Below are 24641 nucleotides of genomic sequence, written 5' to 3' on the forward strand. Positions count from 1 at the left end.
TCGGTCGGGTGGCGCTTCTTGCTCTGTCGACGCTCGCCGTTTCCTGCCCACTCACACCACGCGGCGAGCCTTCATGCCGGCGAAGATCGGGCCGACCTTCACCACGTCGCCGAACGTGGGTGCGTGAAGCATCTGACCGTTGCCGACGTAGATCGCCACGTGGCCGGGGCCGCCTGCCTGCCAGTTGCCGAACAACAGGTCACCGGGCTGCGCCTGATCCAGCGGGATCTCGACGCCGACACCCCACTGCGTCTCCGAGGTCCGGGGCAGAGTCACCCCGGTGGCCGCGTGGATCGCGTACGACGTCAGCCCCGAGCAGTCGAACCCGCCCATCGACGGCCCGTTGATGTTTCCGCCACCCCACACGTACGGCAATCCGAGAAACTTCAGACCGGCCTCGACGACGCCGCCCACCGCTGCGGCGAGGTTGTTGTAGTCGAAGGGCGCAAGCATCAGGGCGAACGAGTCCTGCAACGATTTGATCTGGGCGACGAACGGAGCGGCGACCGCCTGCTCCGCAGGAACCTCGCCCGACTTGTCTGCCGGAACGCCGCCCGCTTCGCGAACTGCGTCCGGCCCGACGTCGTAGGCAGCGAGCGCGAGGTCGACGGTATCGCCCTCGACCTCACCGGACTTCTGCCAGGACTGCGCTTGCTTCACGAGATCGCACAACCGGTATCCGGTTGTCATCACCGGATCGGCAACGCCCAGGATGTCCATCTTTCCGTCGCCGTCACCGTCCTTGCCGTATGCCGTCCACGCTGCGGTGGTGAAGCGGCCAGGCCCGCGCCCACCTTCCGGTGAGATGTCGGTATCGGGTCCGTACTTGAATCCGTTCTCGACCGAGTACAGCGAGGCGATCACCGCGGGTGTGATCTCCGAGCACAGAGCACCGGCCTTTTTGATCCACGGCGCGAACACTGCCACCGCTCCCACGGGCGCCAATGTCGCTCCCGGAAAGTTGGAGGGTACGGAAGGCACGATTCCCTCAGGTGTGTCCTGAGTTCGTGCCGGTCCGTTCCAGGCTGCAAGTGAGACTGCAGCATTCGAAGACTCGTTCTTCTCGACTTGTGCGGGCGCTCCGAGAGTTCCACTCATCACGCCCAGTGCGGTGCCGATCGACACAGCGATCGCCAGGACACCGACTGCCATCCGAACCTCCGATAAACCTCTGAAAATCCATGTACGTGGTCGTACCCGAAACTTGTCGGTGCGAACATCTACTCTTTCGAACATGCATTCGACACGGCTCAGTCTCGCGACTCCTGTAACCAATGTCTCATTTATCTCGGCGGGCGTTACGCAAATGACTACAGACGCCAAGGCTTTTCTCAGGTTCGGCGTGCAAGCTGAGTCCATGAGCGACGATCGGCCACGACCCGCCCGGGGACGCACTACGGTGTATCGACCCGTTCGCCTCGCCCTCGCAGCCACGGCTGTGGCGGGAGCACTCGCAAGCGGCGGACTTTCACTCGTTTCTTCTCCCACTGCCACGGCACTCGCGCCGGACACGTCGGCTTCTCACACCAAGAATCCCGTAGCGAAGCGGCCCGTCGTGGTCGCCGGATTCGGAACCCCGGACGCCGTCTCCAACGGTTCGTGAGTACTCCGCGCTCGGCCTCCGAGTGGCTCACGTGGGGGGTTCAGGCCCGGGTCGTCGTCACCGACCCTGAAGTCCTTCCCTCCGCGGCCAGCCTGGTTCGCGGGTACCTCAGCGCTGCCGACGCCGCCACCAATCGAGATCGTGCCGACTCCGAGATTCGTACCTATGTCAGCGCCGCGAGCAACGTCGACGGCGTCGCCGTGACCCCGATGTTCGCGCACTTCCTCGAAGACGCGTTGGCTGTCGCACGACTGACCGACGGCAAACTCACGCCGACGGCCGGGTCGGCAGACCCTCACTCCTGGTGGAAGATTCGCGTCGAGAACAACCGCGTGTACAGCCCGGACGACGTCGTTCTCGATCTGTCCGCGACGGCCCGCGCCAGTTCAGCGGACCACTGTGCCGCGTCCACTGCGACTCTTCTCGGGTGTGGCGTGCTGGTCGGCCTCGGCGGGGACATCGCGGTTGCCGGCCCGGCGCCGGAAGACGGCTGGCAGATTCAGGTGCAAGACCTGCCCGGCGACCCGACCTGCCAGGTAGCACTTCCGTCCGACTGCGGGATCGCCACGGCCAGCACCGTCAAGCCACTGCACCGCGAATCGACGGCGACGCCGATGTGGCGCACGGTGTCGGTGATTGCATCCTCCTGCGCCCAGGCCGCCGCATTCAGTCGGGTTGCGGTCGGCATGGGCGGTTCGGCCATCGACTGGCTACATCAACTCGACGTACCCGCCAGGCTGGTCGACCAGGAGTACCGCGTGACGGTTCTGGGCGGCTGGCCTGACGAGTAACTCGCCTCAGTTCTGCAGTCGTACTGCGTAACCGGCGCGGTCGAAGGCCGTCAGAAGTTCCGCCTTGTTGTCCGGACCACGCGTCTCGACGGTGAGGAAGACTTCCACTTCGTCGAGTGCAAGTTCGCCACCGGTACGGGAATGGATGACATCGACCACGCTGGCGCCGTTCGCTCGAACCACTTCCAGCAACGAGACCAGTGCGCCCGGCCGATCGTCGATGGTGATGTGAACTCCGAGGAACCGTCCGGCCGCTCGCAGACCGTGCGAGATGACGTGCGTGAGAAGTAGCGGATCGATGTTGCCGCCGGAAAGCACGGCGCACACCGGCCCTGTCAGTCCCAGCTCCTCCGGAGTACAGGTCATCAAGGCCGCGACGGCCGCGACGCCGGCCGGTTCGACGATGAGCTTGGCGCGTTCGAGGCACAGCAGGAGCGCCTTGGACAGCGCTTCCTCGCTGACCGTCACCACGGCGTCGACATGGGCGGCAACTTCGGCGAACGGAACCTCGCCCGGGCAGCCAACGGCGATACCGTCTGCCATCGTGGACATCGACGCCAAGGCGGTCGGCTTCCCGGCTGCCAACGACGCCGGCCAGGCAGCCGCGGTCTCGGCCTGCACTCCGACGATGCGGACCTGCGGGCGCACAGCTTTGACGGCTGCAGCCACTCCCGCGATCAAACCGCCGCCGCCGGTGGGAACGAGGATCGTGCCGACCTCAGGCAGTTGCTCGAGGATTTCGAGCCCCACAGTCCCCTGCCCCGCCACGACGTCCTCGTGGTCGAACGGGTGGACCAGAACTGCTCCGGTTCGGTCCGCGAATTCGCGAGCGGCCACGAGCGCTTCGTCGACAGTCGAACCGTGCAGGTGGACCTGAGCTCCATATGCCTTGGTGGCCACCAACTTCGGCAGCGGCGCACCCGTCGGCATGAAGACGGTCGACTTGATTCCCAATTCTGTTGCAGACCAGGCAACTCCCTGCGCATGGTTACCGGCACTGGCCGCCACCACGCCCGCTGCCCGTTCCTCTGCGGAAAGATTGGCAATGCGGTTGTACGCACCGCGCGGTTTGAAAGAGCCGGTGCGCTGCAGGTTTTCACATTTCAAGCTCACGGCGAAGCCGGTGGTTTCGGACAACACTCGCGAGGCCACGACCGGGGTGCGTCGCATGACCGGGGCGAGCAGTTGCTGTGCAGCCTTTATCTGTTCGAGATTCACGCATGCCTCCAGAAAGTGCGCCTCCACACCCTCGTGAGGTGTGAAGGCGCACTGCAGATTCGAAGTCGAATTACTGTAGAGCGAAGATCAGGACAGCGCTTGCTCGATGTCGCCGACCAGATCGGAGGCGTCTTCGATGCCGACCGACAGGCGAACCAGATCGTCGGGAACCTCGAGAGCGGAACCGGCCGTCGAGGCGTGGGTCATCGCACCGGGGAATTCGATGAGGGATTCGACTCCGCCGAGAGATTCTGCCAGCGTGAAGATCTCGGTGCGCGAGCACAGGTCGAGAGCTGCCGCCTTGCCGCCCTTGAGGCGGACGGAGATCATGCCGCCGAAGCGTCGCATCTGCTTGGCCGCGACCTTGTGCGACGGATGCGAAGCCAGTCCGGGGTAGATGACGCCGGCAACCGCGGGGTGGCCGTCGAGCAATTCGACGACCTTCTCCGCGTTGTCGCTGTGACGCTCCATGCGCAGCGCCAGTGTCTTGATTCCGCGCAACGTCAGGAACGCGTCGAACGGGCCGGGAACGCCGCCGGATCCGTTCTGCAGGAAGGCAAACGCGGTGTCCAGTTCTTCGTCGTTGCAGACGAGAGCGCCACCGACCACGTCGGAGTGTCCGCCGATGTACTTGGTCGTGGAGTGCAGCGCGATGTCGGCACCGAGCTGCAGCGGCTGCTGCAGGTACGGCGAGGCGAAGGTGTTGTCCACCACGATCTTTGCGTTGCCCTCGTGGGCGACCTCGGCAAGGAGCTCGATGTCACCGATATTGAGCAGCGGGTTCGTGGGCGTCTCGACCCAGACCAGCTTGGTGTTGGACTTCATCGCCGCGCGCACCGCATCGACGTCGGACACCGGAGCCGGGGTGTACTCGATCCCCCACTGCGTGAAGACCTTGTCGATGAGGCGGAAGGTTCCGCCGTACGCGTCGTCGGGGATGACCAGGTGATCGCCCGGTCGAAGTACCGAACGGAGCAGGCAGTCGGTGGCCGCCATTCCCGAACTGAACGCTCGGCCGTAGGTTCCGGATTCGAGCGCTGCGAGGTTCGCCTCGAGTGGGCGACGGGTGGGGTTACCCGTTCGCGCGTACTCGAAGCCACTGCGCATTCCACCGACGCCGTCCTGGGCGAAGGTGGAACTCGCGTAGATCGGCACGTTGACCGCACCGGTCAGCGGATCGGGTTCGTAACCCGCATGCACCGCTTTCGTGGAGAAACCCTGCCAGCTGATGTTGTCGGCCTTGCTGCGTTGCTCACTCATGGTCCCCAGCCTAATGGCGCCGGTGCCGGCGCAGGAATCCGAACTCAGGAATCCGAACTCAGGAAACCCAGGAGATCGTGGCGCGTGATGACACCGACCGGCTTGCCGTCGTCGACGACCATGAGTGCGTCGGTGTCCCCGAGCGCCTTCGTGGCAGCCGAGACCGGCTCGCCGGAACCGATGAGCGGGAACGGCTTGCTCATGTGCTTCTCGACGGAATCCGCAAGGTGCGCACGGCCTTCGAAGACCGCGCTCAGCAGATCCCGCTCGGACACACTTCCGGCGACCTCGCCTGCCATGACCGGCGGTTCCGCACCCACGACGGGCATCTGGGACACGCCGTACTCGCGCAGGATCTCGATCGCGTCGCGCAGGGTCTCCGACGGGTGGGTGTGAACGAGGTCCGGCAGCTCGCCCGACTTGCCACGCAGAACGTCGCCGACGGTGGGGACGTTGGTCTTGCCGTCGAGTGGGGTGCGCAGGAATCCGTACGACGCCATCCACTGATCGTTGAAGATCTTGGACAGGTAGCCGCGGCCACCGTCCGGGAGGAGGACGACGATCAGGGCGTCAGGACCCTCACGCTTGGCTACTTCGAGGGCAGCGACGACGGCCATACCGCAGGAACCGCCGACCAGCAGTCCCTCCTCGCGGGCGAGGCGACGCGTCATCTCGAAGGAATCGGCATCCGAGACGGCGATGATCTCGTCCGGGATGGACGGGTCGTATGCCGACGGCCAGAAGTCTTCGCCGACGCCTTCGACCAGATACGGACGACCGGTGCCGCCGGAGTAGACGGAGCCCTCGGGGTCTGCGCCGATGACCTTGACCTTGCCGCCCGAAACTTCCTTGAGGTAGCGGCCGGTGCCGGTGATGGTGCCGCCGGTGCCGACGCCCGCGACGAAGTGCGTGATCTTGCCGTCGGTGTCGGCCCAGATCTCGGGGCCGGTGGTCTCGTAGTGGCTCTCCGGTCCGCCCGGGTTGGAGTACTGGTTGGGCTTCCAGGCGCCGGGGATCTCACGGGTGAGGCGGTCGGAGACGCTGTAGTAGCTGTTCGGGTTGTCCGGCGCGACGGCCGTGGGGCACACGACCACCTCGGCGCCGTAGGCGCGCAGGACGTTGCGCTTGTCTTCGCTGACCTTGTCTGGGCAGACGAAAACGCACTTGTATCCACGCTTTTGCGCCACGAGCGCCAAGCCGATTCCGGTGTTGCCCGAAGTCGGCTCGACGATGGTGCCGCCCGGCTTCAGTTCACCCGAAGCCTCGGCTGCGTCGATCATCTTGACGGCGATGCGGTCCTTGGAGCTACCGCCAGGGTTGAGGTATTCGACCTTGGCTGCCACCGTGCCGAAGTTTTCGCCCGTGACGGACGTGAGCTTGACGAGTGGGGTGTTGCCGATGAGGTCGACGACGTGTTCCGCGATGCGCATTCGTCCATGTTCCCAGATGAAAGAAAACGGTGCGCGCGGACGTCGGGCGAAGGTGGTGCAATCCGGCTAGATTGGCAAGTGTGAGTCGAACCGGACTGAAAGCGTCGGTGGCCACGGTGGTGGCCGGATCGAGTGCAGGCACGCTCTCCTGGTTGGGCTACAACTATCTGATGTCGCAGGCGGGGGCGGCCCGCGGGGTGATCGGTCGCAATATCGCCAAGCCACCCGAGGCGGACGGGGTGTACGCACCCGGCGCCGACAACCCGGAACTCTGGTGGCGGGCCGTGCCCTTCGATCTCCACTTGATGATCTTCGGCGATTCCTCTGCGGCCGGCGTCGGCGCGCTGACGGCCTCGGAAGTACCGGGTGTTCAGGTCGCGAAGCTGCTTGCGAGTGAAACCGGGAAGCGAATCCGTTTGAGCACCAAGGCCATCGGGGGCGCCACCTCCCGCGGGTTGAGTGGGCAAGTCGACGCCATGTTCGTCGCCGGTCCTCCCCCGGACGCTGCGGTGATCCTGATCGGCGCCAACGACGTCACCGCCAAGAACGCGATTCACGCGTCGGCTAAACGCCTCGGCGACGCGGTTCGACGCTTACGCGAGAGCGGCGCCGTCGTTGTTGTCGGCACCTGCCCGGATCTGGGGGTGGTCACGGCGATCCCGCAACCTCTGCGCTCCGTGGTGCGCGAATGGGGCCATCGCCTCGCACTCGCCCAGGCGGCCGCGACCAGAAACGCCGGGGGTCATCCCGTTCCACTGGCCGACCTGCTGGCCAAGGAATTCCTGGCCTCGCCCGACACGATGTTCTCGGCCGACCGTTTCCATCCGTCCGCGGCCGGATACGAACTCGCGGCGAAGCAGATCGTCCCGGTTCTCGCGTCGGCTCTGGGTGAATGGCAGGGTGGCCCGCTACCCGAGCTCCCCCACGTTTCAGAGGCGGCGCAAGCCCGCACCGTCGCGGCCCGACTGACGGCGGCGGCAACCCAGTGGAAAGCCTTCGCGAGACGCACCAAACCTGCAGGTCAGCGCCCCGACGTCAACTGAGTGAGACTGCGTGACCACCATCTGGGAGCGGCAACGTAAATTGTAAGTCGAAGCTGCATTCAACTTGCCCTGCTCGACGGCGTTTCAAGCCGCCCTCGAGCAGTACACAAAAGGAGTTTTCATGCCCGAGGCAGTAATCGTCTCAGCAGTACGGTCGCCCATCGGCCGCGCAATGAAGGGTTCGCTCAAGGACATCCGCCCGGATGACCTCGCAACTCAGATGGTTGCCGCCGCGTTGGCAAAGATCCCCGAGCTCGACCCCACCGAGATCGACGACCTCATGCTCGGTTGCGGCCAGCCCGCCGGCCAGTCGGGCTTCAACATCGCCCGAGTCGTCGCCGTTCAGCTCGGCTACGACTTCCTCCCCGGTGTCACGGTCAACCGTTACTGTTCCTCCTCGCTGCAGACCACCCGCATGGCGCTGCACGCCATCCGCGCAGGCGAGGGCGACGTCTTCATCTCCGCCGGCGTCGAGTCCGTCTCCAGCTTCATCACCGGCAACGCCGACGGCCTCCCCAACACCAAGAATCCGCTCTTCGACGCAGCGCAGGCCCGTAGCGCCAAGCTCGCCGAAGGTGGAGTCGCCTGGACCGATCCTCGCGAAGAGGGCCTGATCCCCGACGTGTACCTGGGCATGGGCCAGACCGCGGAGAACGTCGCTTCCGCCACCGGAATCACCCGCGAAGACCAGGACCGCTGGGCAGTTCGCAGTCAGAACCGCGCCGAGGAAGCCATCGCTCGCGGCTTCTTCGAGCGTGAGATCACGCCCGTCACGCTCGCCGACGGCACCGTCGTCTCCAAGGACGACGGCCCCCGCGCCGGCACCACCTACGAGGGCATCAGCGGCCTCAAGCCCGTCTTCCGCCCCGATGGCACCGTCACCGCCGGCAATGCCTGCCCGCTCAACGACGGCGCAGCCGCACTGGTGATCATGTCCGACACCAAGGCAAAGGCACTCGGCCTGACCCCGCTCGCTCGCATCGTCTCCACCGGCGTCTCGGGCCTGTCCCCCGAGATCATGGGCCTCGGCCCGATCCAGGCCGTCAAGAACGCCCTGAAGATCGCCGGCAAGTCGATCTCCGACATCGACCTGTTCGAGATCAACGAGGCATTCGCAGTGCAGGTCCTCGGATCCGCTCGCGAACTGGGCATCGAAGAGGACAAGCTCAACATCTCCGGTGGCGCGATCGCGCTGGGTCACCCCTTCGGTATGACCGGTGCCCGTATCACCAACACCCTGATCAACAACCTGCAGGAGCAGGACAAGACCTTCGGCGTCGAGACCATGTGTGTCGGCGGCGGACAGGGCATGGCAATGGTGATCGAGCGCCTCAGCTGATCCCCTGAGCACGTCGAAAGCGGCCGCCCGGCTTCTGCCGGGCGGCCGCTTTCGTGTGGTCGGGTTTCAGGTAGTCGTGAACTTCCGAGCAAAACTCCCCAACTCGCGAATCAACTCTCGCGCAGCGTCGTCCTCACGCTGCACGGCAGCGCGAGCTTCGTCCGCCCATCCGTGACGGAGCAGTCGTTTGGCGGCAAGGACTGCCGGTCCGACGTTGGCGGCAATCTGCTCGGCACTCCCGCGGGCGCGTGCCTGTACCTGGTCGGCCGGCACGGCGGCTGTCGCCAGTCCGTAGGCGGCAGCTTCGACGCCGCTGAGCCACCGGGCCGACAGGATCAGCTCGGCGGCTCGCTGCGTTCCGATCACCTTGGGCAGCAACCAACTACTGGCAGCTTCGGGAGCGGTACCCAGCGAAGTGAACGGTGCCCGCAGACGTGCGTCCTCGGCAACGTAGACGACGTCGCAGTAAAGCAGCATGGTCAGGCCGATGCCGACGGCAGCGCCGTGTACCGCGGCGATCAATGGCTTCGGGAACTCCACCAGCGCGACGATCAGCGGCGCGAATGCGTGGCCGAAGTCGGCGTTGTCTGCGCCTGGTTCGGCGAGTGCGCGTAGGTCGACGCCACTGGAAAATGCCTTGCCTGCACCCTCGACGATCACCACGGCCACGGCTTCGTCCGACGCCGCGTCGTCGAGCGCCTTGGTGAACGCTCGAAAACCGGCTGCATCAAATGCGTTCAGGCGACTCGGATTATTGAAGGTCAGCGTTCGCACTGCTCCGGCATCCGCGACCAGGATGGGTTCAGAGGTGTTTGTCGACATTCGCTCCCCTTCGTTCCAAACCAAGCAGTTGCTAGGTATCCAAGCACCGTAACCGTCCACAGACGACAAAAGAAGGGCCCCTCGCGGGGCCCTTCTTCGTGTTACGGATCGACTCGAGAACTAGTCGTTGTTGAAGTAGCTCAGCAGACGCAGGATCTCGACGTACAGCCAGACCAAGGTGACGGTGAGCCCGAATGCGACGCCCCAGGCTGCCTTCTCGGGCGCCTGTGCGCGGATCAGCTGATCAGCGGCGTCGAAGTCGAGCAGGAAGCTGAAGGCTGCGATGCCGATGCAGACGAGGCTGAAGATGATGGCGACGGTTCCACCGTCACGCAGTCCCAGTCCGCCCTCGGTGAAGAAGCTCGCGACGAGGTTACCGAGCGCCAGAACGACAACACCGATCAACGCACCGATGATCATTCGCGTCAGACGAGGTGTCACCCGAATCGCACCGGTCTTGTAGACGACCAACATGCCGAAGAACACGCCGAAGGTTCCGAGGACCGCCTGCGCAATCAGCATCGACGCGTCAGCGCCTTGGAGTTGGAAGGTGAACATGAACGACAGCGCACCGAGGAACAGGCCCTCGGCCGCGGCGTACGCCAACACGATTGCCGGGTTGTCCATTTTGCGACCGAACGTCGCGACCAGAACCAGAACGAGGCCGACGAGACCGCCGCCGATGACCAGCGGGGCTGCGAGGTCGGCGTTGTTGTTGACCAGGAAGTACGACACCAGTGCCGAGATCGTCAGCACACCGAGCGTGATGCCCGTCTTGGTGACGACGTCGTCGATCGTCATGGCCCGCGAGGTGGGACCGGTCTGGTACGGCTCGGCCGGAGCGTACTGCGGCTGACCGAACTGCTGGGTTGCCTGCGAGGCGCCCGCCGTCGCAGATCCGAACGAGGCGTATCCGTTGCCCTCTTGCTTGGGCAGATTGCGGAACACCGGGTTGCTGGTGGTGCGCACCGTGATCATCCCTTCATCGTGGTGGCCTACGACGGGTGCGTCGCGGGTTCGCCGGACGGATCCGAGTTTCCGACACGGTCCGTGTACCTGACTAAAAGTAAAGCACTCGTAATTTACAACGTCGAAGCTTCGGTTGTAGTTCCCGGCGCATTTCCGGAAGATCAACACTCTTCGACACTCGTCCCTTTTCGATACTAGGACGGTTTGACCGACTTCATCACGATGAACTTCGCGTTCTTCGCCATCGCCTCGCTCGGACCCACCGCGGCTTTCAACGGTTCGCGATACCCCAGATGCGCGTTGTGAACAGTCCACAACTCGCCACCGGGACGCAGGACACGGCCGGCAGCTTCGAACATCTTGAGTGCTCCGCCGGTGTGGACCGCCGCGCCGACGTGGAACGGCGGGTTCAACAGAACCAGATCCGCGCTCGCACTGGGCAACGAACTCACGGCGTCGTCGCGCAGGCCGCTCACTCGATCGCCGACGCCATTTGCGGACGTGGTCGCCAGAGCCGAAGCGACGGCTGCCGAGGACTGATCCGTTGCGATCACGTGCACGTCCGGGAACTTCCGCGCGATCGCCGCCGCGAGAATGCCGCTGCCACAACCCAGATCGATCACGTCGCTCAGCGGATCGACCGCAATCTTTCCGAGGTTCTCCAGGAGCAACCGGGTGCCGATGTCCAGGCTCGCACCGGCAAACACTGCGCCGTGAGCAACGACGTCGAGGTCGAATTCGTCGAGGCGTTCGGTCACCGGGAACGTGATAGCAACCTCGGCCTTCGGTTCCGAAGCCTTGAGTACGCGGGACTTCTGACGCCCACGCGAGGCGCTGACGTCGGAAAACGATTCGCCGAGAACCTTGTTCATCGCTGGGGTGATGTGCTTGTCACGCCCACCGGCGAAGACACGAACCGCCGGGTCGGCGTGAAGCGCGATCAGCTGGGCGATCTCGGCAAGTTCGGCGAGGCTACGCGGCAATTGCATGAGCACGACGCGGGCGCCGCTGAGCAACTCCTCGTCCAGTCCGTGCGAGGTGAAGGCGTCACTGAATCCGAGTTCGCGCGCATTGTTCGCGAGGGCCAGCTCTCCGGTGAGCGGATCCTGGTGAACGCGCACGGCGGCGATTCCGTGCACGAGCGCAACACCGGCAGTCAGCGCACCGTAGTGATCGCCGATCACGACGACGGTGCCCGCCGGTGCCGCGGCGAGAGCGTCGGCGGCCTCGTCGAGGATCAGACGATCAGCCGCATCGACGGCAAAGAGATTGGGTGCCTCGACATCGGGGAATCGGCGCAGACGATCGAACAGTTCGGGTGTGTCGGACATGCCACCAGTCTTTCAGGTGGAACTACGCAACACTCAATCCCCCGACCAGCAGGTGATCAGTTCGACATCCCTGTCAGTTCGACATCCCTGTCAGTTCGACATCCCTGTCAGTTCGACATCCACTGCACGACGTTGTCGACGGTTTCGCGTTCGGTGCGGAATCCGTTCACCGGGTGGTCGGCGTCGGGGTATCCGAACGAGATCGCGCAGACAACCTTGCGAGTGTCGTCGATACCGAAATGCTCGTGAATGAACTTGGAGCTGCCCGCGAGCGCCGCCTGCGGGATGGTGGCGACCCCCAGACTCTGGGCCGCGAGCAGGAAGCTGTTCACGTACAACCCGCAGTCGACTGCGCCGTAGGTGCCCAATGCCTCGTCGGTGGTGATGATCGCGACGTGAGGAGCGCCGAAGAGCTCGAAATTCTTCATCGTCTGTGCCGCGGATCCGGCGCGGTCACCGTGCTCGATTCCGACGCTCGAATACAGCGCCATCGCGCAGTCGAACCGACGCGACTTGTAGATGCCCTGGTACGCGCGCGGGAACTCGAAGTCCGACTCCTGGGCGTTGGCCATCACGTACTCACCGAGGCCGGCGCGGAATCGCTCGGTGCCCTCCCCTTCGGTGATCGCGACCTGCCACGGTTGCGTGTTGCACCACGACGGCGTCTTCTGCGCCAGCCGAAGGATCTCCTCGATCACCTCACGTGGCACCTGACGGTCCTCGTAGGCGCGGCAGCTGATCCGGGCGTCGAGCAACGCTTCCAGGCTCGTATCCACGACGATGCTCTCGGTCATGTGTTCTCTCCTCGATCAGGCTGCACTACAACACTTCGCACGATAGAACTACCGCCTCGACGCAATCGTCAGCGGGTCACCTTTGCGAAGGCCGACACCAGCTCGCCGAACTCTGCCATCGCCGCATCCGGATCCGGATCTACTGCTGCCAGCGCAACCAGCACATCGGTGGCACCGGATTCGAGCAGCTGCTCGGCGCCGATCATCGTCGCCGGGAGGTCGATCGAACCGTCGGACCCGCGTACGACGGTCAGTCGCCCACGGACCTGCAATTCCGCTGGATCGCGTCCGAGATCCGCCATCGCTTTGCCGATGACGTCGATCCCTTCACGTAGGTCGTCGTCCGCGGCACCCATGATCGGAATCCACCCGTCACCCCAGGTTGCGACGCGTCGTACAACGGCCTTGGAGAGCGAACCGGACACCCAGATCGGGATTCCAGCGGCCGGACGGGGCGCGCAGTACACGTCGTCGAACTTCAGACGAGGGGTGTCGATGCTCGCCGGCGCCGAACTCCACAGGGCCCGGCACACTGCGAGAGCGTCGTCGAGCAGTGGTCCCCTTTTACCGAAGTCCATACCTGCCGCCTCGTATTCACGTTCCTGCCAACCGGTTCCGACGCCCAGGTCGAGTCGGCCCCCGGAGAGCAGATCGAGTGTCGCGGCCGTCTTGGCCAGTACCGCTCCCCCGCGCAGCGCCGCGATGACGATTCCGGTCCCCAAGCGAATTGTCTTCGTCTGTCCGGCAACAAAAGCCAGGACGGTCAGCGGCTCGAGCCAGTTGGCGTCGGGCTCGGTGGGGAACGCCGACCACGTGTACGCCGAGTTGTCCGAGCCCATCACCACGTGATCGGTGACGAGGACCCGGTCGAAGCCGGCAGCTTCCGCGTTCTGACAGACCTGCACGAGTTTCGCGTAGGAGTCCTCCGCGAGAGTGGTGCCGAAGTTGGGAACGTTCAGACTGAAAGTTGTCATGTGTCAAGCCTTTCGGGGCCGGTTGGTCCAGCCACCCTCTTCTGTGGGGAACCAGCCTCCGGCAGCGTGCGAGCCGCCGTCGACGTGGATCACGGTTCCGGTGATGTATCTCGCCAGGTCGGAAGCCAGGAACAGTGCGGGGCCGGCAATGTCGACCGGCTGGCCCGGTCCGCCCAACGGTGCCCACCCCGGCCACTTGTCCCAGTCGTCGGCGGGAACGATCGTGCGATACGGCACCTGTACCGACTCGATCAGATCCGGGGCAATGGCGTTGACGCGCACTCCGGTTCGACCGATCTCCACACCAAGGCTCCTGGTGAACTGTGTCAGCGCGGCCTTGTATGCCGAGTACATCGTGTGGCCCGGGATCGCTCGATGCGCCTCCACCGTCGTCAGGTTCACGATCGATCCACCCAAACCGCGGTCGATCAAGCCGGGAAGCAGGGCATGGGTCAGACGCACGACGTGATCGAAATTGATGCTGCCGGCCTCGGACCAAAAATCGGGATCCGTACCGGTGAACTCTGTCGGCGGGTTCAGGAAATGACCCACATTGTTCACAAGGACGTCCGGGGCGAACTCGGTCAACGCGACGGGGACTTCCCGCGTCCGCACGTCGTACTCGAGATAGTTGATCGAACCACCTGCAGCCGAGTCGAATTCGACGTCGCCAAGAGGAGCCACGTCGACAACCAGAACTGACGCGCCATGCGATGCAAATGCTCGAACAATCGCTGCGCCGATTCCCTGGGAACCGCCTGTGACCACTGCCTTCTTACCCACCAACATCGGCCCTGGGGAGTACGCCGATCCGACCACCACGAACACACCCTTCTGCAGTTCGATGTGAAGCACTTCGGCGTACCGTCACACATCGAACGGCAAAACGGGCGCAAAGTTCTCACTCAGTGGTAGCCGCGACACCCCACCTGCTCGAACCGCCGAGTCGCCCATTCAAATAGTGCGGAATCTCGGCTGCCCGTATCGGCATTCCCTCGAGGTACCCCTGGATCACGTCACATCCGCACTCGGTCACTATCGCGCGCTGCCTCTCCGTCTCCACGCCCTCGGCGACGGTGTCCAGCCCCAGAGACTTGGCAATCGCGATGACGGCTCGCAAGACAGCGAACCTCGAATTCGAGGGATCCGCGTCCAGCGGTGCGACGAACGCCCGATCGATCTTCAACCGATCGAGCGGCAGCCGGGCCAAGCTGGCAACCGAGGAGAACCCGGTGCCGAAGTCGTCCATCGCAATGGCGATGCCGAGCGCCGAGAGCTGTACCAACACATCTCGGTCGGCGTCGTCGATGACCAACGATTCGGTCACCTCGATCTCGAGTCGGCTGGGGTGGAGGTTCACCTCGATCAGTGTCCGGCGTACCGAGTCGACGTATCGACTCGAACGCAGTTGCACCTGAGAAACATTGACGGCAACCCGAATGTCCTCCGGCCACGTTGTCGCCGCCGTGCAGGCAGCCCTCAGAACACCTGCACCGATCGGCACGATCAAGCCGGTTTCCTCGGCGACCGAAATGAAGTCTCCCGGCGAGACGAGACCTGAAGTCGGATGGTTCCACCGCAGCAGAGCCTCGAACCCGACAACAACTCCCGTCGCGGCCGAGACCTGTGGCTGATAAACCAACTCGAACTCTTCGTCGATCAACGCACGACGAAGATCCAACAATGCCCTGGCCCTACCCGTCGCACGATCCCGCAAAGTCGCATCGAAGGCGCGAATCTGGTTCCGACCGCTCTCCTTTGCGTGGTAAAGCGCGAGGTCCGCGACAATCACCAGGTCTTCGAGGCTGTCGGCGTCGTCGGGCATCGAGCCGTACCCCAGACTGGCACGAATGCGAATCTGGTTGCCGACCAGTGAAAATGGTCGTTCGAATGAGTCGAGAATCGTTTGGAATCTCTTCTCCACCTCATCTGCACTCCCGATGTCGTCGAAGGCTAGGTCGTCGAAGGCGATGGCGAACTCGTCACCCCCCAGTCGGCCACAGATCTCGTTCGATCGCAGAACGCTGTGCAGTCTGCCGGCAACATCGCGAAGCACGTCGTCTCCGATGTGGTGTCCCAACCGGTCGTTGATCGACTTGAAGTTGTCCAGATCCAGAATTGCCAGCCACACCCTGTGTCCGTCCCGAATCCGCGAAGACAGTTGAGCGTTGAAGCTGTACCGATTTCTGAGACCGGTCAACGAATCGATCTCTGCCAATCGCAAGATGTTCTGGCGCTGGTGATACGAGTGCGTGATATCGGATCCGACACCGCGCCACCCGTAGGTCGCCCCATCGCCACTGCCCGGGTGACCTGACATCGACCACCAGCGAGTATCGCCCCGAACGACGACCTGCATGGTGAGGTCCCGAAACGCCGTCCCGGCTTGAAAATTCGCGGCGAGGAGATCAAGGGACTTCCTGCCCACATCTGTTCGGGACACGCCGATCCCGATCAGGATCTCGTGCATTGTGCGGCCCCGAATCTGTGCTGCCGGCAAACCGACCTGCTCGGCGAATCGATACGACACGGTACTGGCGATACCGCGCGAATCGGTCTCCCAGAGCCAATCCTGTGCTCCGTCTTCGAGATCGTTGAGCAACAACTCGACGAGATCTCGTTCGTCCTCGGCTATGAGTTCGGCGCGTAGCCGTCTCTCGAAAAGTTTGGCCAACAGCAAAGTTCCGCTGTAGAGCGAACCTACAAAGACGACCAGCACCCCGATCAGCACGAAACGCGATGTGCCCGGTTCCGTCCAGAACGCCCCGGCCAACCCGACTCCCACCAGGCTGATCCAGACCACAGTGATTCCGCGAAACATCATGGTGGGAAACACGCCGACCGCGATCCCACCGATCAAGGTCGAGCTCAGTACCAACTCGTCACGAGGATCGAGCATCGGAAAGAGAACGAGAGCCAAGCACGCCAGGAGCACTCCCCAGACAATGATTTCGACTGTGAGTACCACCAGTTCGGTGGTCTGGGACTCGGAGACGCCGAGACGCGAGCGCCGGAGCCAATACACACTGAATCCAGCGCTCGACAACAGCATGACGCTCGACCAGGCGAAGGTGAACCATCCGGAATCCACCGGTAGAAGCACCACGATCGCTGACAACGCAACCGCTGCGGTCAGAAACGACCACGGCAGTACGCGCGCGGTGAACCGCAGTCGTCGATCGAGTAGGCGACGGCGATCGTAATCCGAGAGGTGTTGTTCCGTGCCGCTGCGACCGAGTTTGCGCACCGACGTCTCGACACGACGCCTACGGAGTACTGCCGGGTCATCCACGTCGGCCTGCTACCGCCGCTGCGACCGCGTCGACCGACATGGCTCCGCCGGCGATGTATCCCTGAACAGTCCTCACCCTTGCAGCGGCCACGGACTTCAAGTCTTCCTCACCGTCGACTCCCGAGACGACGACCTCCATTCCCAACGCGTCGACCAGATCCACGACAGCTTCGAGGATCGACCGTCCACCAGGCACTGCACCCGAAATGGAGCGCTCTATCCGGACTCGGGTGAACGGAAGGCCGGACAGTGATGCGAGCGAGGAGAATCCGGCGCCGAACTCGTCCACGGTCAGCGCGATTCCCATGTCCGCGATGGCGTGCAACGCAAACTTGGACTCGTCGGTGATCGCCGATGATTCGTTGAGTTGGAGCTCGAGCTGATGTGCACTGACACCTGATCGTCGAAGCGAGTCCCCTATCGCGACGACAAAGGAATCCGATTCGAGCTGACGCGTCGATACCGCGACGGCTACCCGCAGGTGATCAGGAAGGCGGGACGCCGCCTCGCAGGCCAACTCGAAGACGGTAGTCCCCAGTGAGTACGCCAAACCGGTGTCGTCTGCGACGCTCATGAATTCGGCGGACGTAACGGCACCGAGGCGGGCGTTGTGCCAGATCACGCGGACTTCCACGGCCACGATCTCGCGGGAAACCACGTCGATCCTGGGCAACAGCTCGAGTTCGAGGTCCTTCTCCGCGACAGTGTTTCCCAGATCTTCGAGCAGGCGGGCCCGCCGATCGGCCACGGACTTCATCGAGTCTCGATATTCACGTACGGCCCCGCGCCCGGATTCCTTTGCCGCGAACAAAGCCAGGTCCGCAGCGCCCATCATCTCGTCGGCGGAGGACGGCAGCTCGTCGGGGAGGTAGTACCCGATGCTGCATCCGATCTCCAACCGCGTACCGGCCACTGTGATCGGCTCGTGCAGAGTTTCGATGTAGCGGCCGAGCAGAGTACGAACTTGTGAGCTGTCACCCACATCGGTGAAAAGAACCGCGAACTCGTCTCCCCCCAGACGTGCGAACAACTGTGACACCCCGCCGGCTTCGGACAGGCGATCCGCGACCTCTCGCAGAACCGCGTCGCCAACGGTGTGTCCCAGTGTGTCGTTGACCGACTTGAAGTTGTCGAGGTCGAGCATGGCCAACGCGAGACCACTTTCGCTTGTGTACGGCTCGCGCAGCAGTCGCTCGAGCTCGGTCCAGAAGCTGTGCCGGTTCGGCATACCGGTGAGTGCGTCCACACGACCCATCCGCACGATCTCGTCACTCTGCAGTTTTACTTCCGTGACGTCGGAACCGACTCCTCGCCAGACGAACTCGTCGGGTGTACGGCCGGGGCGCGGGCGTCCGGAGATCTGCCACCACCGAATTTCACCGTGAACTCGGACCGGAACGAGCACGTCGACGAATGCGGTCTTCGTGTGGCGGGCCTGCTGCAACTCCATCAGCGCATCGATCCCGCCGGGGATCCGTAGGGTGCCCAACTCCATGAACAGGTCCTGCCACGCCGTTCCCTGCAACTCGGTGGAGTCCAGCCCCGCTTCGACCGCGAGCCGCGTCGGGATTCGGTTGAACTTGCCTTTCTGGTCCGTCTCCCACACGAAGTCCCCGGCGTTGCCTTCGAAGTCTTCGAGAAGCATCTGCACGACCGATCGTTCCGACGCGGCGCTCAATTCAGCTCGATAGCGAGATTCCAGGTTGCCCGAGACCACTATCGTGCCGCCGATCAGAGCCGCGCCATAGGCGATCATTCCAATGAGAATTCGTTCGAACTCGGGTCCCGGCTGAAGCCAGAATGCCACCCCGAGGATTATCAGATTGGACAGGACCCAGGTGACCCCCACCACTCGCAACATCGCGGTGGCCACGGCTCCGGCACCGGTGATCGATGTGGTGACCGCTATCAGGATCAGATCGCCGGAATCGTCCAGGATCGGGTACAGGACCAGGGCGAGCGAGGAATACAGGATCCCGACTACAGCAAATTCGACGATGAGAAACGCGTAGGACATCCGGTACGTGGGTGTGATCAGGTTGAAATGAATGGCGAGACCCACGCACATCCCCACCAACCCGATCACGCCGGACAGAAATGGCCACAGGCTTGGTAACAGTCCGCTGTCCGGCGGAATCACATACAACGTCAGCCCGAGTGTGACGACGAGGTGGACGGCAGCGGCCCATGGCAGCACGCCGAAGGTGACGGCTATCTGCTCGCGAGTGACGTCATCGCGCTGGGCGGGCGTCAGTCTTTCTCTCTGGTGGGGTTGAAGAAGAGACAGGACTGACATCTCTTACCTCCCGCTCCCACGACGCAATTGAATCGGACGTCCGACTCAGCAATTCTTCCGTAATTGGACTTTGCCGTGTCAACCAGTGCGTCCACCCTATTTCGGAGTCGCGTCTGCCCACAGACACAGTAATCAGCAAACTGCTGGTCTGCCGCAAGTTGGCGCCGCAAGTTTGATGCCCATGGGTTGAAATCAGACATGAGGGACAATGGCCGGAGGTCGCCGATCACGTCGGTGGAGATTCCTCGACGGGTAACACGATCGGACTCATTCGAGTTCAGACAAGGACTATCACGATGGCAATCGACTACACCCGACGTTCCGGCGAGTCCACTCCGTCGCAAGCACCGGTCAGCCTGAGCAAGATCACGCTCACAAAATCGGCGCCGACGGTCAACCTCGCGAAGGCGGGTGAACGACAAGGCAATATGCGCGTGAACCTCAACTGGTCACAGGGGGCACCACCGAAGAAGACCGGTTTTCTCGCCAAGCTCGCCGGCGCAGGCTCTGGTGCGGTCGACCTGGACCTCGGATGCCTCTACGAACTTGCCGACGGGTCCAAGGGAGTAGTTCAGGCCTTGGGTAACAGTTTCGGTTCACTGACTTCTCCGCCCTACATCTCCCTCGACGGCGACGACCGCAGTGGTGCGAACACCGGCGGCGAGAACATGCACGTCAATCTTGGTGATCCAAGCGCTTTCCGGCGAATCCTGATCTTCGCGATGATCTACGACGGCGCTCCCAACTGGGCGGCCGTGGACGGCGTCGTCACCTTGTATCCCACCAACGGGCCGGAGGTGGAAGTGCGACTCGACTCCGCGAGCAACCAGGAGCGACTGTGCGCGATCGCGCTCATCCAAAGTTCAGGTCAAGGCGTGACGGTGACGCGCGAAGTGCAGTACATCAACGGCAGTCAGTCCGATCTCGACCGTGCGTACAACTGGGGTATGAAATGGGCTGCCGGACGAAAGTAGGGGCTGCGGACGAGGCCTCCCCCATCCGAATGACAATGTCCGAATCATCCACAATGTCGCAAGTTACTGGATAGTGTCGAGAAGTGGGGTCGGACATGAGGGGTCACGCTCGACACCGATAGTGGGTCGGTGACGCTATGTGCTTGGCGGCGCCGACGTTCGACCGGAAAGGCCCTCGATTTCCCCCGAGATCGAGGGCCTTTTCGTATCTTGCGTCACTGTTCGCACCCTTTCATTAGTTGATCGTTAAACTAGGCGTTCGTCCAACATGCACCGATGGAGAACGTGAATGTCCACGAATTCAGATCGACGCCCGCGCCTGCCCGTGAGAATCGCCTACCTCGCCGCAGGAGTTCTCTTTGTCGCCGCCATGCTCCTGTTGGCAAGCGTCGTCAACCCTGATCGGGACCGCGATTTCTCGATGAACCACGTCCCCGCGGGGACGTCGACGACCGCCTTCGCCGCAACGTCCGACCTCGGCTAACGAAGGTACCGGTACGTAAGTGGCGCACGTCACGAACTGTGGGTAGTTTCAACGCCGATGGTTCGCCGTAGGTCGGTATTGAGAGGGACGGCCAACCACTGCCCTGCCTGGTTGCCCCACCCAAGCAGGCAGGGCACCCCAGATCAGGCAGGCACCGCCGATAATTTAAGCCTCAAGTAACTGTTACCCGGGAAAGACTTGTATCAAACCGGGACGAATCGTACATTTCATCCGGCAGTCGGCCTTCGTCCGACGCCTTTGCCGTCAATGTCGACGGAACTTCTCTGAACACCACCACAAGTCGGCCACTTGTCGTGACCGCATTCGTCCTCGCGAAAGGCTCGCCCATGTTCGATTTCTTCGGCGCAATCTCCGGCTTCTTCGGTCTACTGTTCGGCACCGGCTCGTCGAGCGGGAGCTCGGGAGGAAGCAGCGACGCACCCGTCGCCCCGCCTACCTGATCCACAAGCCTCACCCGGCACCGATCCGCCGGGTGAGGCTCTCGCGAATCTCCTTGAAACACAACGTAACAGCACTTCAACTCCACCGACTTTTCTGCGGATCCACGCCGACGCACTCCGGCGTCCGGACAGTTTCACCACATCGCCTGCAGTAATGGGTCCTGTGTCCGCCATTCTCCGTCGAGGCACACCCGCAGACCTCCCAACCGACAAGGCATGTGTTCGCCGTGAGCCGGTGTCCGTTGGGGCAGCAGTCCGGGGATTGCTCGGTCAACCGCATCTCCACATTTTCGCACACATGTTCGACAACTTGGTACTGCACGCTGCACATTCGATTGCACCGGCCGCTTCCGGTCGGCCCGAGCGCAACTATCCCTTCCGTCACTTCGGTCTGCTTTAATACGAAGGCTTTGTCGGGGGTTTACCAATGTCCGAAGTTGTCGAGTTTCTGCGAGCACACGCAGGCGAACACGGGGTTGAACTATGGGTTTCTTCACGAAGGCGGCTGTGACTGCTCTAGCGGTCGCTGCAGTCGGAGCATCAACAGGGATCGCATCAGCTGATCCGTCGACCGACGTGAATTACGAAGCGAAGGTCGTCGACAAGTCGATCGTCACCACCATCGACGCCGGGCTGTTCAAGGTGTCCAGCGACGGCAAGTCCGTCGTCTTGCAGGACAGCAAGGGAGCCGACCTTGTTTCCCTGCCTCTCGCATACAACCTCGGGGATCTACAGTTCCCCTTCGATCGCACGATCAGTGAAGACGGTAAGACCCTCACGCTGACACCGATCACCGATTCTGCGAAGGCAACACCTCGACCCGAGAGTGCGCCTGCGGCAAAGGAATGGACGCCCGTCGCCTCGCCCGAGGAGAATGATCGGGCGATTGCGCACTTCCAGAGCCAACTCGGCCTCGGCACTCAGGTCGGCAGCCTGCTCGGCACCATCGTCGGCGCCGGAATCGGTTGCGCTGTCGGCGCTCCGCTGGGCTTGACCATCGTCGGACTCCCCGTCGCCGCGGCACTGTGCCTGGGTGGCCTCGCAACAGGCGCCGGAATCGGCGGTGTCGCCGGAACGATCCTCGGCGGCGGCGGCGCGGCTGTCGTAGCCGGCATCGATCTCGTCAACACGCTGAATGCTCCTGCCGGGACGACCGTCTGGGCTCAGTAGCCACGTGGTGGTCAGTCGCTGCTCCACGGAAAGCCCCGCCCGCCCGAAGAGGACGAGCGGGGTTTTTCGATTCAATGTGCAGGAGGATCTACGTGGTGCCCCCAGTCGGACTCGAACCGACACTTGACGGATTTTAAGTCCGTTGCCTCTGCCAATTGGGCTATGGGGGCCTTGCCGCACCCGACGGGTCGGGTGCGGCAGGGATCAGACTATCGGGTCGGTCTGAGCTACCGACATCGCGATGCCGTCGAGTATGTCGTGTTCGCTGACAACCAGTTCGGCGATCCCGGCTTTGGCTTCGAACGCTTGAGCCAGCACCGTGGTGATGATCGCTCCGCCGCCGATGACGTCCACCCGCCCCGGATGCATCGGGCCGAAGGCAGCACGATCAACCCGAGGCATAGCAATGAGACGCTCGCACACGTCGAACAGTTGATTGAACGAAATCCTCGACAGGTGCACCTTCTCGGCGTCGTACTCCGGAAGTTCCTGCGCGATCGCGGCCAGCGTCGTCATGGTTCCAGCGACACCCACCCACGTGTGCGCCTTCTCGACGGGTACGGCCTCGAACGCCTCGGCAAGTTTCGCGGTCGCGAAAGCCGTCGCCTCGGAAACCTGCTCTGCTGTAGGCGGATCCGACGGTAAGCACCGCTCCGTGACGCGCACACAGCCGATGTCGGTGGAGTACGCAGCCTGGACGCCCGACGTGTCGCCGAGGACAACTTCGGTGGATCCGCCGCCAAGATCGACGACCACGAACGGGCCCTCGGACGGATCAAGTTCTCCCACAGCACCGCTGAACGAGAGGCGCGCCTCTTCGTCGCCGGTGATGACCTCTGCTCCGGATCCGGGAATCACCGCGCCGAGCACGTCCCGCGTCATCGTGAAGAAGTCTTCCCGATTCGCAGCGTCGCGAGTAGCCGAGGTGGCGACCATGCGAACGGCGGTTGCTCCGGCATCGGCGATCATCGACGCGTACTCGACCAGCGCGACCCGGGTGCGTTCGATGGCCTCGGGCGCGAATGCCCCTGTCGCATCAACACCTTGACCGAGTCGCACGACGCGCATCTCGCGCCGGACATCCACCAGACGACCGTCGGCGCCGACGTCCGCGATCAGCAGTCGAATGGAGTTGGTACCGCAATCGACTGCGGCGACACGGCGAGTCACCGGTCGGTGTTGTCGGCATCGTCGATGCCAGGCCAGTCCGCGGGAATTGCAGTGCCGCGCAGCTTTCCGTGACCGGCCAACGCGACGGACTCGTCACCGAGCGGATTGACGCCGGGTCCCTTGGCAAGCGAATGTGCCATCAGCACGTGCAGGCACTTGACACGATCCGGCATCCCACCGCCGGCAAAGTCGGTTCCCAGAGATTCGATCGCGTCCCGCTCGGCAAGGTACGACTCGTATGCCCGTCGATAGGCCGCGGCAAGTTCCGGATCCTGGGTCAGGCGTTCGGTCATTTCACGCATGACGCCGGCGGATTCCTGACGGCTCGCTTCGGCAGTCAGTCGCGGGTCCGTGAGGTAGTACAACGTCGGGAACGGTGTTCCGTCCGGAAGTTTGGGGGCGGTCTTGACCACGCCCGGCTGACCGTCCGGGCTGCGGTACGCGATCTCGATCACTCCGCGTGGCTCACGGCCCAATTGAGCGGCAACGGCGTCGAGATCCGCTTGTGAAACCTGTGGGGAATTTTCGGACGTGTTGCTCACCCGGTGGGTACTCCTTGTTCTTCTGGCTCTATCGGCGCCAACGGCATCGGGGCCGGTGTCGTCGTCTCGGGAACCACTGGCGGTTCCGAAATCGTTTGCCACAGATCGCGATACCACGGACCTGTGAGCGGTGTTTCCTTTTCCTGCTTCTTCTCGGGTTCCTTGTAGTCACCGGGAAGCTGAACCTGGAACGGGGTCTCGCCCGGTTTGACGTACCGAAGGCGTTCTCGTGCAAGAGCTTCGATGTACGCAGGGTCGTCGAAGCGCGCGTTCTGCCCTTGCAGCTTTCGCAGCTCTTCCTCGAGTACCTGACGTTCCGCCGCCACCTGCGCGGCATCCGAACGCTGGCTGATGTAAGTACGGAGCGGCACTGCCAGTGTCAGCGCCAGCATGAGCACAACCATCGCGAGCACAACTGCCCGACTGGTGGACAAGCCGAAAATGGTGTTGTCCGACTTCGGAAGCCGAGACCAGAACTTGTTGGTTCCGCTCTTCCCCCGGGCCGACTTCGACCCTCGCGCCGACGCTTTCTCGGCGGAGACCCCCGGTTGCGCGGGGTCTGTCACAGCGGAATCGACTGCTTCCGGATCTACCGAAGGTTCCGACACGCGTGGGCGTCGGGCACTGTCCCGACGCGCACGCGACGGTGTGTCCCCACGACGGGAACCACGACCCCCC

Annotated in this window: 22 protein-coding genes and 1 tRNA gene; 7 read left to right on the forward strand and 16 right to left on the reverse strand. The window is 63.3% G+C overall.

The window, feature by feature from the left end:
- Nucleotides 1-51: 51 nt before the first annotated feature.
- Nucleotides 52-1152: a C40 family peptidase gene (locus ACVZUB_RS21120; protein ID WP_003943296.1), complete on the reverse strand. Its 1101-nt coding sequence runs from the start codon at nt 1150-1152 to the stop codon at nt 52-54.
- Between the two features lie 205 nt (nt 1153-1357).
- Between ACVZUB_RS21120 and ACVZUB_RS21125 the strand changes: the two genes are divergently transcribed.
- Nucleotides 1358-1603, forward strand: coding sequence for a hypothetical protein (locus ACVZUB_RS21125; protein ID WP_153211881.1), 246 nt, complete (start codon nt 1358-1360; stop codon nt 1601-1603).
- On the forward strand, nt 1600-2394 hold the full coding sequence (locus ACVZUB_RS21130) for an FAD:protein FMN transferase (RefSeq protein WP_482627731.1): 795 nt from the start codon (nt 1600-1602) through the stop codon (nt 2392-2394). The genes ACVZUB_RS21125 and ACVZUB_RS21130 overlap by 4 nt, the downstream gene beginning before the upstream one ends.
- 6 nt (nt 2395-2400) lie before the next feature.
- Here the strand turns inward: ACVZUB_RS21130 and ilvA are convergent, their stop codons facing one another.
- From ilvA to ACVZUB_RS21145, 3 genes are all read right to left on the reverse strand, one after another.
- On the reverse strand, nt 2401-3564 hold the full coding sequence (gene ilvA, locus ACVZUB_RS21135; protein WP_223304414.1) for a threonine ammonia-lyase: 1164 nt from the start codon (nt 3562-3564) through the stop codon (nt 2401-2403).
- Nucleotides 3565-3699: 135 nt separating this feature from the next.
- Nucleotides 3700-4872, reverse strand: coding sequence for a cystathionine gamma-synthase (locus tag ACVZUB_RS21140; RefSeq protein WP_003943272.1), 1173 nt, complete (start codon nt 4870-4872; stop codon nt 3700-3702).
- 44 nt (nt 4873-4916) lie between these two features.
- A complete protein-coding gene (locus ACVZUB_RS21145) occupies nt 4917-6302 on the reverse strand; it encodes a cystathionine beta-synthase (protein WP_003943292.1) in 1386 nt (461 codons plus the stop codon).
- Nucleotides 6303-6373: 71 nt separating this feature from the next.
- Between ACVZUB_RS21145 and ACVZUB_RS21150 the strand changes: the two genes are divergently transcribed.
- Both ACVZUB_RS21150 and ACVZUB_RS21155 read left to right on the forward strand, forming a co-directional pair.
- Nucleotides 6374-7345, forward strand: coding sequence for an SGNH/GDSL hydrolase family protein (locus ACVZUB_RS21150; RefSeq protein ID WP_042448870.1), 972 nt, complete (start codon nt 6374-6376; stop codon nt 7343-7345).
- 121 nt (nt 7346-7466) lie between these two features.
- On the forward strand, nt 7467-8684 hold the full coding sequence (locus ACVZUB_RS21155; RefSeq protein ID WP_019744600.1) for an acetyl-CoA C-acetyltransferase: 1218 nt from the start codon (nt 7467-7469) through the stop codon (nt 8682-8684).
- Nucleotides 8685-8750: 66 nt separating this feature from the next.
- Here ACVZUB_RS21155 and ACVZUB_RS21160 read toward each other — a convergent pair whose 3' ends face one another.
- The 8 genes from ACVZUB_RS21160 to ACVZUB_RS21195 form a co-directional block, all read right to left on the reverse strand.
- Entirely contained in the window at nt 8751-9506 is a 756-nt protein-coding gene (locus ACVZUB_RS21160) for an enoyl-CoA hydratase/isomerase family protein (RefSeq protein ID WP_221741718.1), read from the reverse strand.
- 120 nt (nt 9507-9626) lie between these two features.
- Nucleotides 9627-10475 carry a Bax inhibitor-1/YccA family protein gene (locus ACVZUB_RS21165; protein ID WP_020970268.1) on the reverse strand — a complete coding sequence of 283 codons (849 nt, stop codon included), beginning with the start codon at nt 10473-10475 and terminating at the stop codon, nt 9627-9629.
- Between the two features lie 194 nt (nt 10476-10669).
- A complete protein-coding gene (locus tag ACVZUB_RS21170) occupies nt 10670-11806 on the reverse strand; it encodes a class I SAM-dependent methyltransferase (protein WP_482627732.1) in 1137 nt (378 codons plus the stop codon).
- A 107-nt stretch (nt 11807-11913) separates the two neighbouring features.
- Complete coding sequence (locus tag ACVZUB_RS21175; RefSeq protein WP_003943290.1) at nt 11914-12600, reverse strand: nitroreductase; 687 nt, start codon at nt 12598-12600, stop codon at nt 11914-11916.
- A 68-nt stretch (nt 12601-12668) separates the two neighbouring features.
- Complete coding sequence (locus ACVZUB_RS21180; RefSeq protein ID WP_050657062.1) at nt 12669-13574, reverse strand: TIGR03619 family F420-dependent LLM class oxidoreductase; 906 nt, start codon at nt 13572-13574, stop codon at nt 12669-12671.
- 3 nt (nt 13575-13577) lie between these two features.
- Complete coding sequence (locus ACVZUB_RS21185; protein WP_436382453.1) at nt 13578-14429, reverse strand: SDR family NAD(P)-dependent oxidoreductase; 852 nt, start codon at nt 14427-14429, stop codon at nt 13578-13580.
- A gap of 46 nt (nt 14430-14475) precedes the next feature.
- Entirely contained in the window at nt 14476-16866 is a 2391-nt protein-coding gene (locus ACVZUB_RS21190; protein ID WP_482627733.1) for a putative bifunctional diguanylate cyclase/phosphodiesterase, read from the reverse strand.
- Nucleotides 16859-19162: a putative bifunctional diguanylate cyclase/phosphodiesterase gene (locus tag ACVZUB_RS21195; RefSeq protein ID WP_233405558.1), complete on the reverse strand. Its 2304-nt coding sequence runs from the start codon at nt 19160-19162 to the stop codon at nt 16859-16861. The genes ACVZUB_RS21190 and ACVZUB_RS21195 overlap by 8 nt, the downstream gene beginning before the upstream one ends.
- 296 nt (nt 19163-19458) lie before the next feature.
- Here ACVZUB_RS21195 and ACVZUB_RS21200 point away from each other — a divergent pair, with 296 nt between their 5' ends.
- From ACVZUB_RS21200 to ACVZUB_RS21210, 3 genes are all read left to right on the forward strand, one after another.
- A complete protein-coding gene (locus tag ACVZUB_RS21200) occupies nt 19459-20136 on the forward strand; it encodes a TerD family protein (protein ID WP_007728823.1) in 678 nt (225 codons plus the stop codon).
- 289 nt (nt 20137-20425) lie between these two features.
- Nucleotides 20426-20620: a hypothetical protein gene (locus ACVZUB_RS21205; protein ID WP_007728824.1), complete on the forward strand. Its 195-nt coding sequence runs from the start codon at nt 20426-20428 to the stop codon at nt 20618-20620.
- A 944-nt stretch (nt 20621-21564) separates the two neighbouring features.
- A complete protein-coding gene (locus tag ACVZUB_RS21210) occupies nt 21565-22251 on the forward strand; it encodes a DUF8020 domain-containing protein (RefSeq protein WP_482627734.1) in 687 nt (228 codons plus the stop codon).
- Between the two features lie 93 nt (nt 22252-22344).
- Here the strand turns inward: ACVZUB_RS21210 and ACVZUB_RS21215 are convergent.
- The 4 genes from ACVZUB_RS21215 to ACVZUB_RS21230 all read right to left on the reverse strand — a co-directional run bounded on the left by ACVZUB_RS21215 (nt 22345) and on the right by ACVZUB_RS21230 (nt 24529).
- Nucleotides 22345-22421: transfer RNA gene (locus ACVZUB_RS21215), tRNA-Leu, on the reverse strand.
- A 34-nt stretch (nt 22422-22455) separates the two neighbouring features.
- Nucleotides 22456-23421 carry a Ppx/GppA phosphatase family protein gene (locus tag ACVZUB_RS21220; RefSeq protein WP_073512635.1) on the reverse strand — a complete coding sequence of 322 codons (966 nt, stop codon included), beginning with the start codon at nt 23419-23421 and terminating at the stop codon, nt 22456-22458.
- Nucleotides 23418-23963, reverse strand: a complete 546-nt coding sequence (locus tag ACVZUB_RS21225; protein WP_003946286.1) for a DUF501 domain-containing protein — start codon at nt 23961-23963, stop codon at nt 23418-23420. Before ACVZUB_RS21225 ends, ACVZUB_RS21220 begins: the two co-directional genes overlap by 4 nt.
- Complete coding sequence (locus tag ACVZUB_RS21230) at nt 23960-24529, reverse strand: FtsB family cell division protein (protein ID WP_019744627.1); 570 nt, start codon at nt 24527-24529, stop codon at nt 23960-23962. Before ACVZUB_RS21230 ends, ACVZUB_RS21225 begins: the two co-directional genes overlap by 4 nt.
- Between the last annotated feature and the right edge of the window lie 112 nt (nt 24530-24641).

This window comes from Rhodococcus sp. OS5, from assembly GCF_056837585.1.

What these genes read in the sequence shown, in the direction of transcription:
- ACVZUB_RS21145 (WP_003943292.1), bottom strand. Translation starts at nt 6,302, where the DNA reads ATGCGCATCGCGGAACACGTCGTCGACCTCATCGGCAACACCCCACTC.
- ACVZUB_RS21140 (WP_003943272.1), bottom strand. Translation starts at nt 4,872, where the DNA reads ATGAGTGAGCAACGCAGCAAGGCCGACAACATCAGCTGGCAGGGTTTC.
- ACVZUB_RS21170 (WP_482627732.1), bottom strand. Translation starts at nt 11,806, where the DNA reads ATGTCCGACACACCCGAACTGTTCGATCGTCTGCGCCGATTCCCCGAT.
- ilvA (WP_223304414.1), bottom strand. Translation starts at nt 3,564, where the DNA reads ATGCGACGCACCCCGGTCGTGGCCTCGCGAGTGTTGTCCGAAACCACC.
- ACVZUB_RS21160 (WP_221741718.1), bottom strand. Translation starts at nt 9,506, where the DNA reads ATGTCGACAAACACCTCTGAACCCATCCTGGTCGCGGATGCCGGAGCA.
- ACVZUB_RS21120 (WP_003943296.1), bottom strand. Translation starts at nt 1,152, where the DNA reads ATGGCAGTCGGTGTCCTGGCGATCGCTGTGTCGATCGGCACCGCACTG.
- ACVZUB_RS21200 (WP_007728823.1), top strand. Translation starts at nt 19,459, where the DNA reads ATGGCAATCGACTACACCCGACGTTCCGGCGAGTCCACTCCGTCGCAA.
- ACVZUB_RS21205 (WP_007728824.1), top strand. Translation starts at nt 20,426, where the DNA reads ATGTCCACGAATTCAGATCGACGCCCGCGCCTGCCCGTGAGAATCGCC.
- ACVZUB_RS21175 (WP_003943290.1), bottom strand. Translation starts at nt 12,600, where the DNA reads ATGACCGAGAGCATCGTCGTGGATACGAGCCTGGAAGCGTTGCTCGAC.
- ACVZUB_RS21195 (WP_233405558.1), bottom strand. Translation starts at nt 19,162, where the DNA reads ATGTCAGTCCTGTCTCTTCTTCAACCCCACCAGAGAGAAAGACTGACG.
- ACVZUB_RS21155 (WP_019744600.1), top strand. Translation starts at nt 7,467, where the DNA reads ATGCCCGAGGCAGTAATCGTCTCAGCAGTACGGTCGCCCATCGGCCGC.
- ACVZUB_RS21210 (WP_482627734.1), top strand. Translation starts at nt 21,565, where the DNA reads ATGGGTTTCTTCACGAAGGCGGCTGTGACTGCTCTAGCGGTCGCTGCA.
- ACVZUB_RS21180 (WP_050657062.1), bottom strand. Translation starts at nt 13,574, where the DNA reads ATGACAACTTTCAGTCTGAACGTTCCCAACTTCGGCACCACTCTCGCG.
- ACVZUB_RS21125 (WP_153211881.1), top strand. Translation starts at nt 1,358, where the DNA reads ATGAGCGACGATCGGCCACGACCCGCCCGGGGACGCACTACGGTGTAT.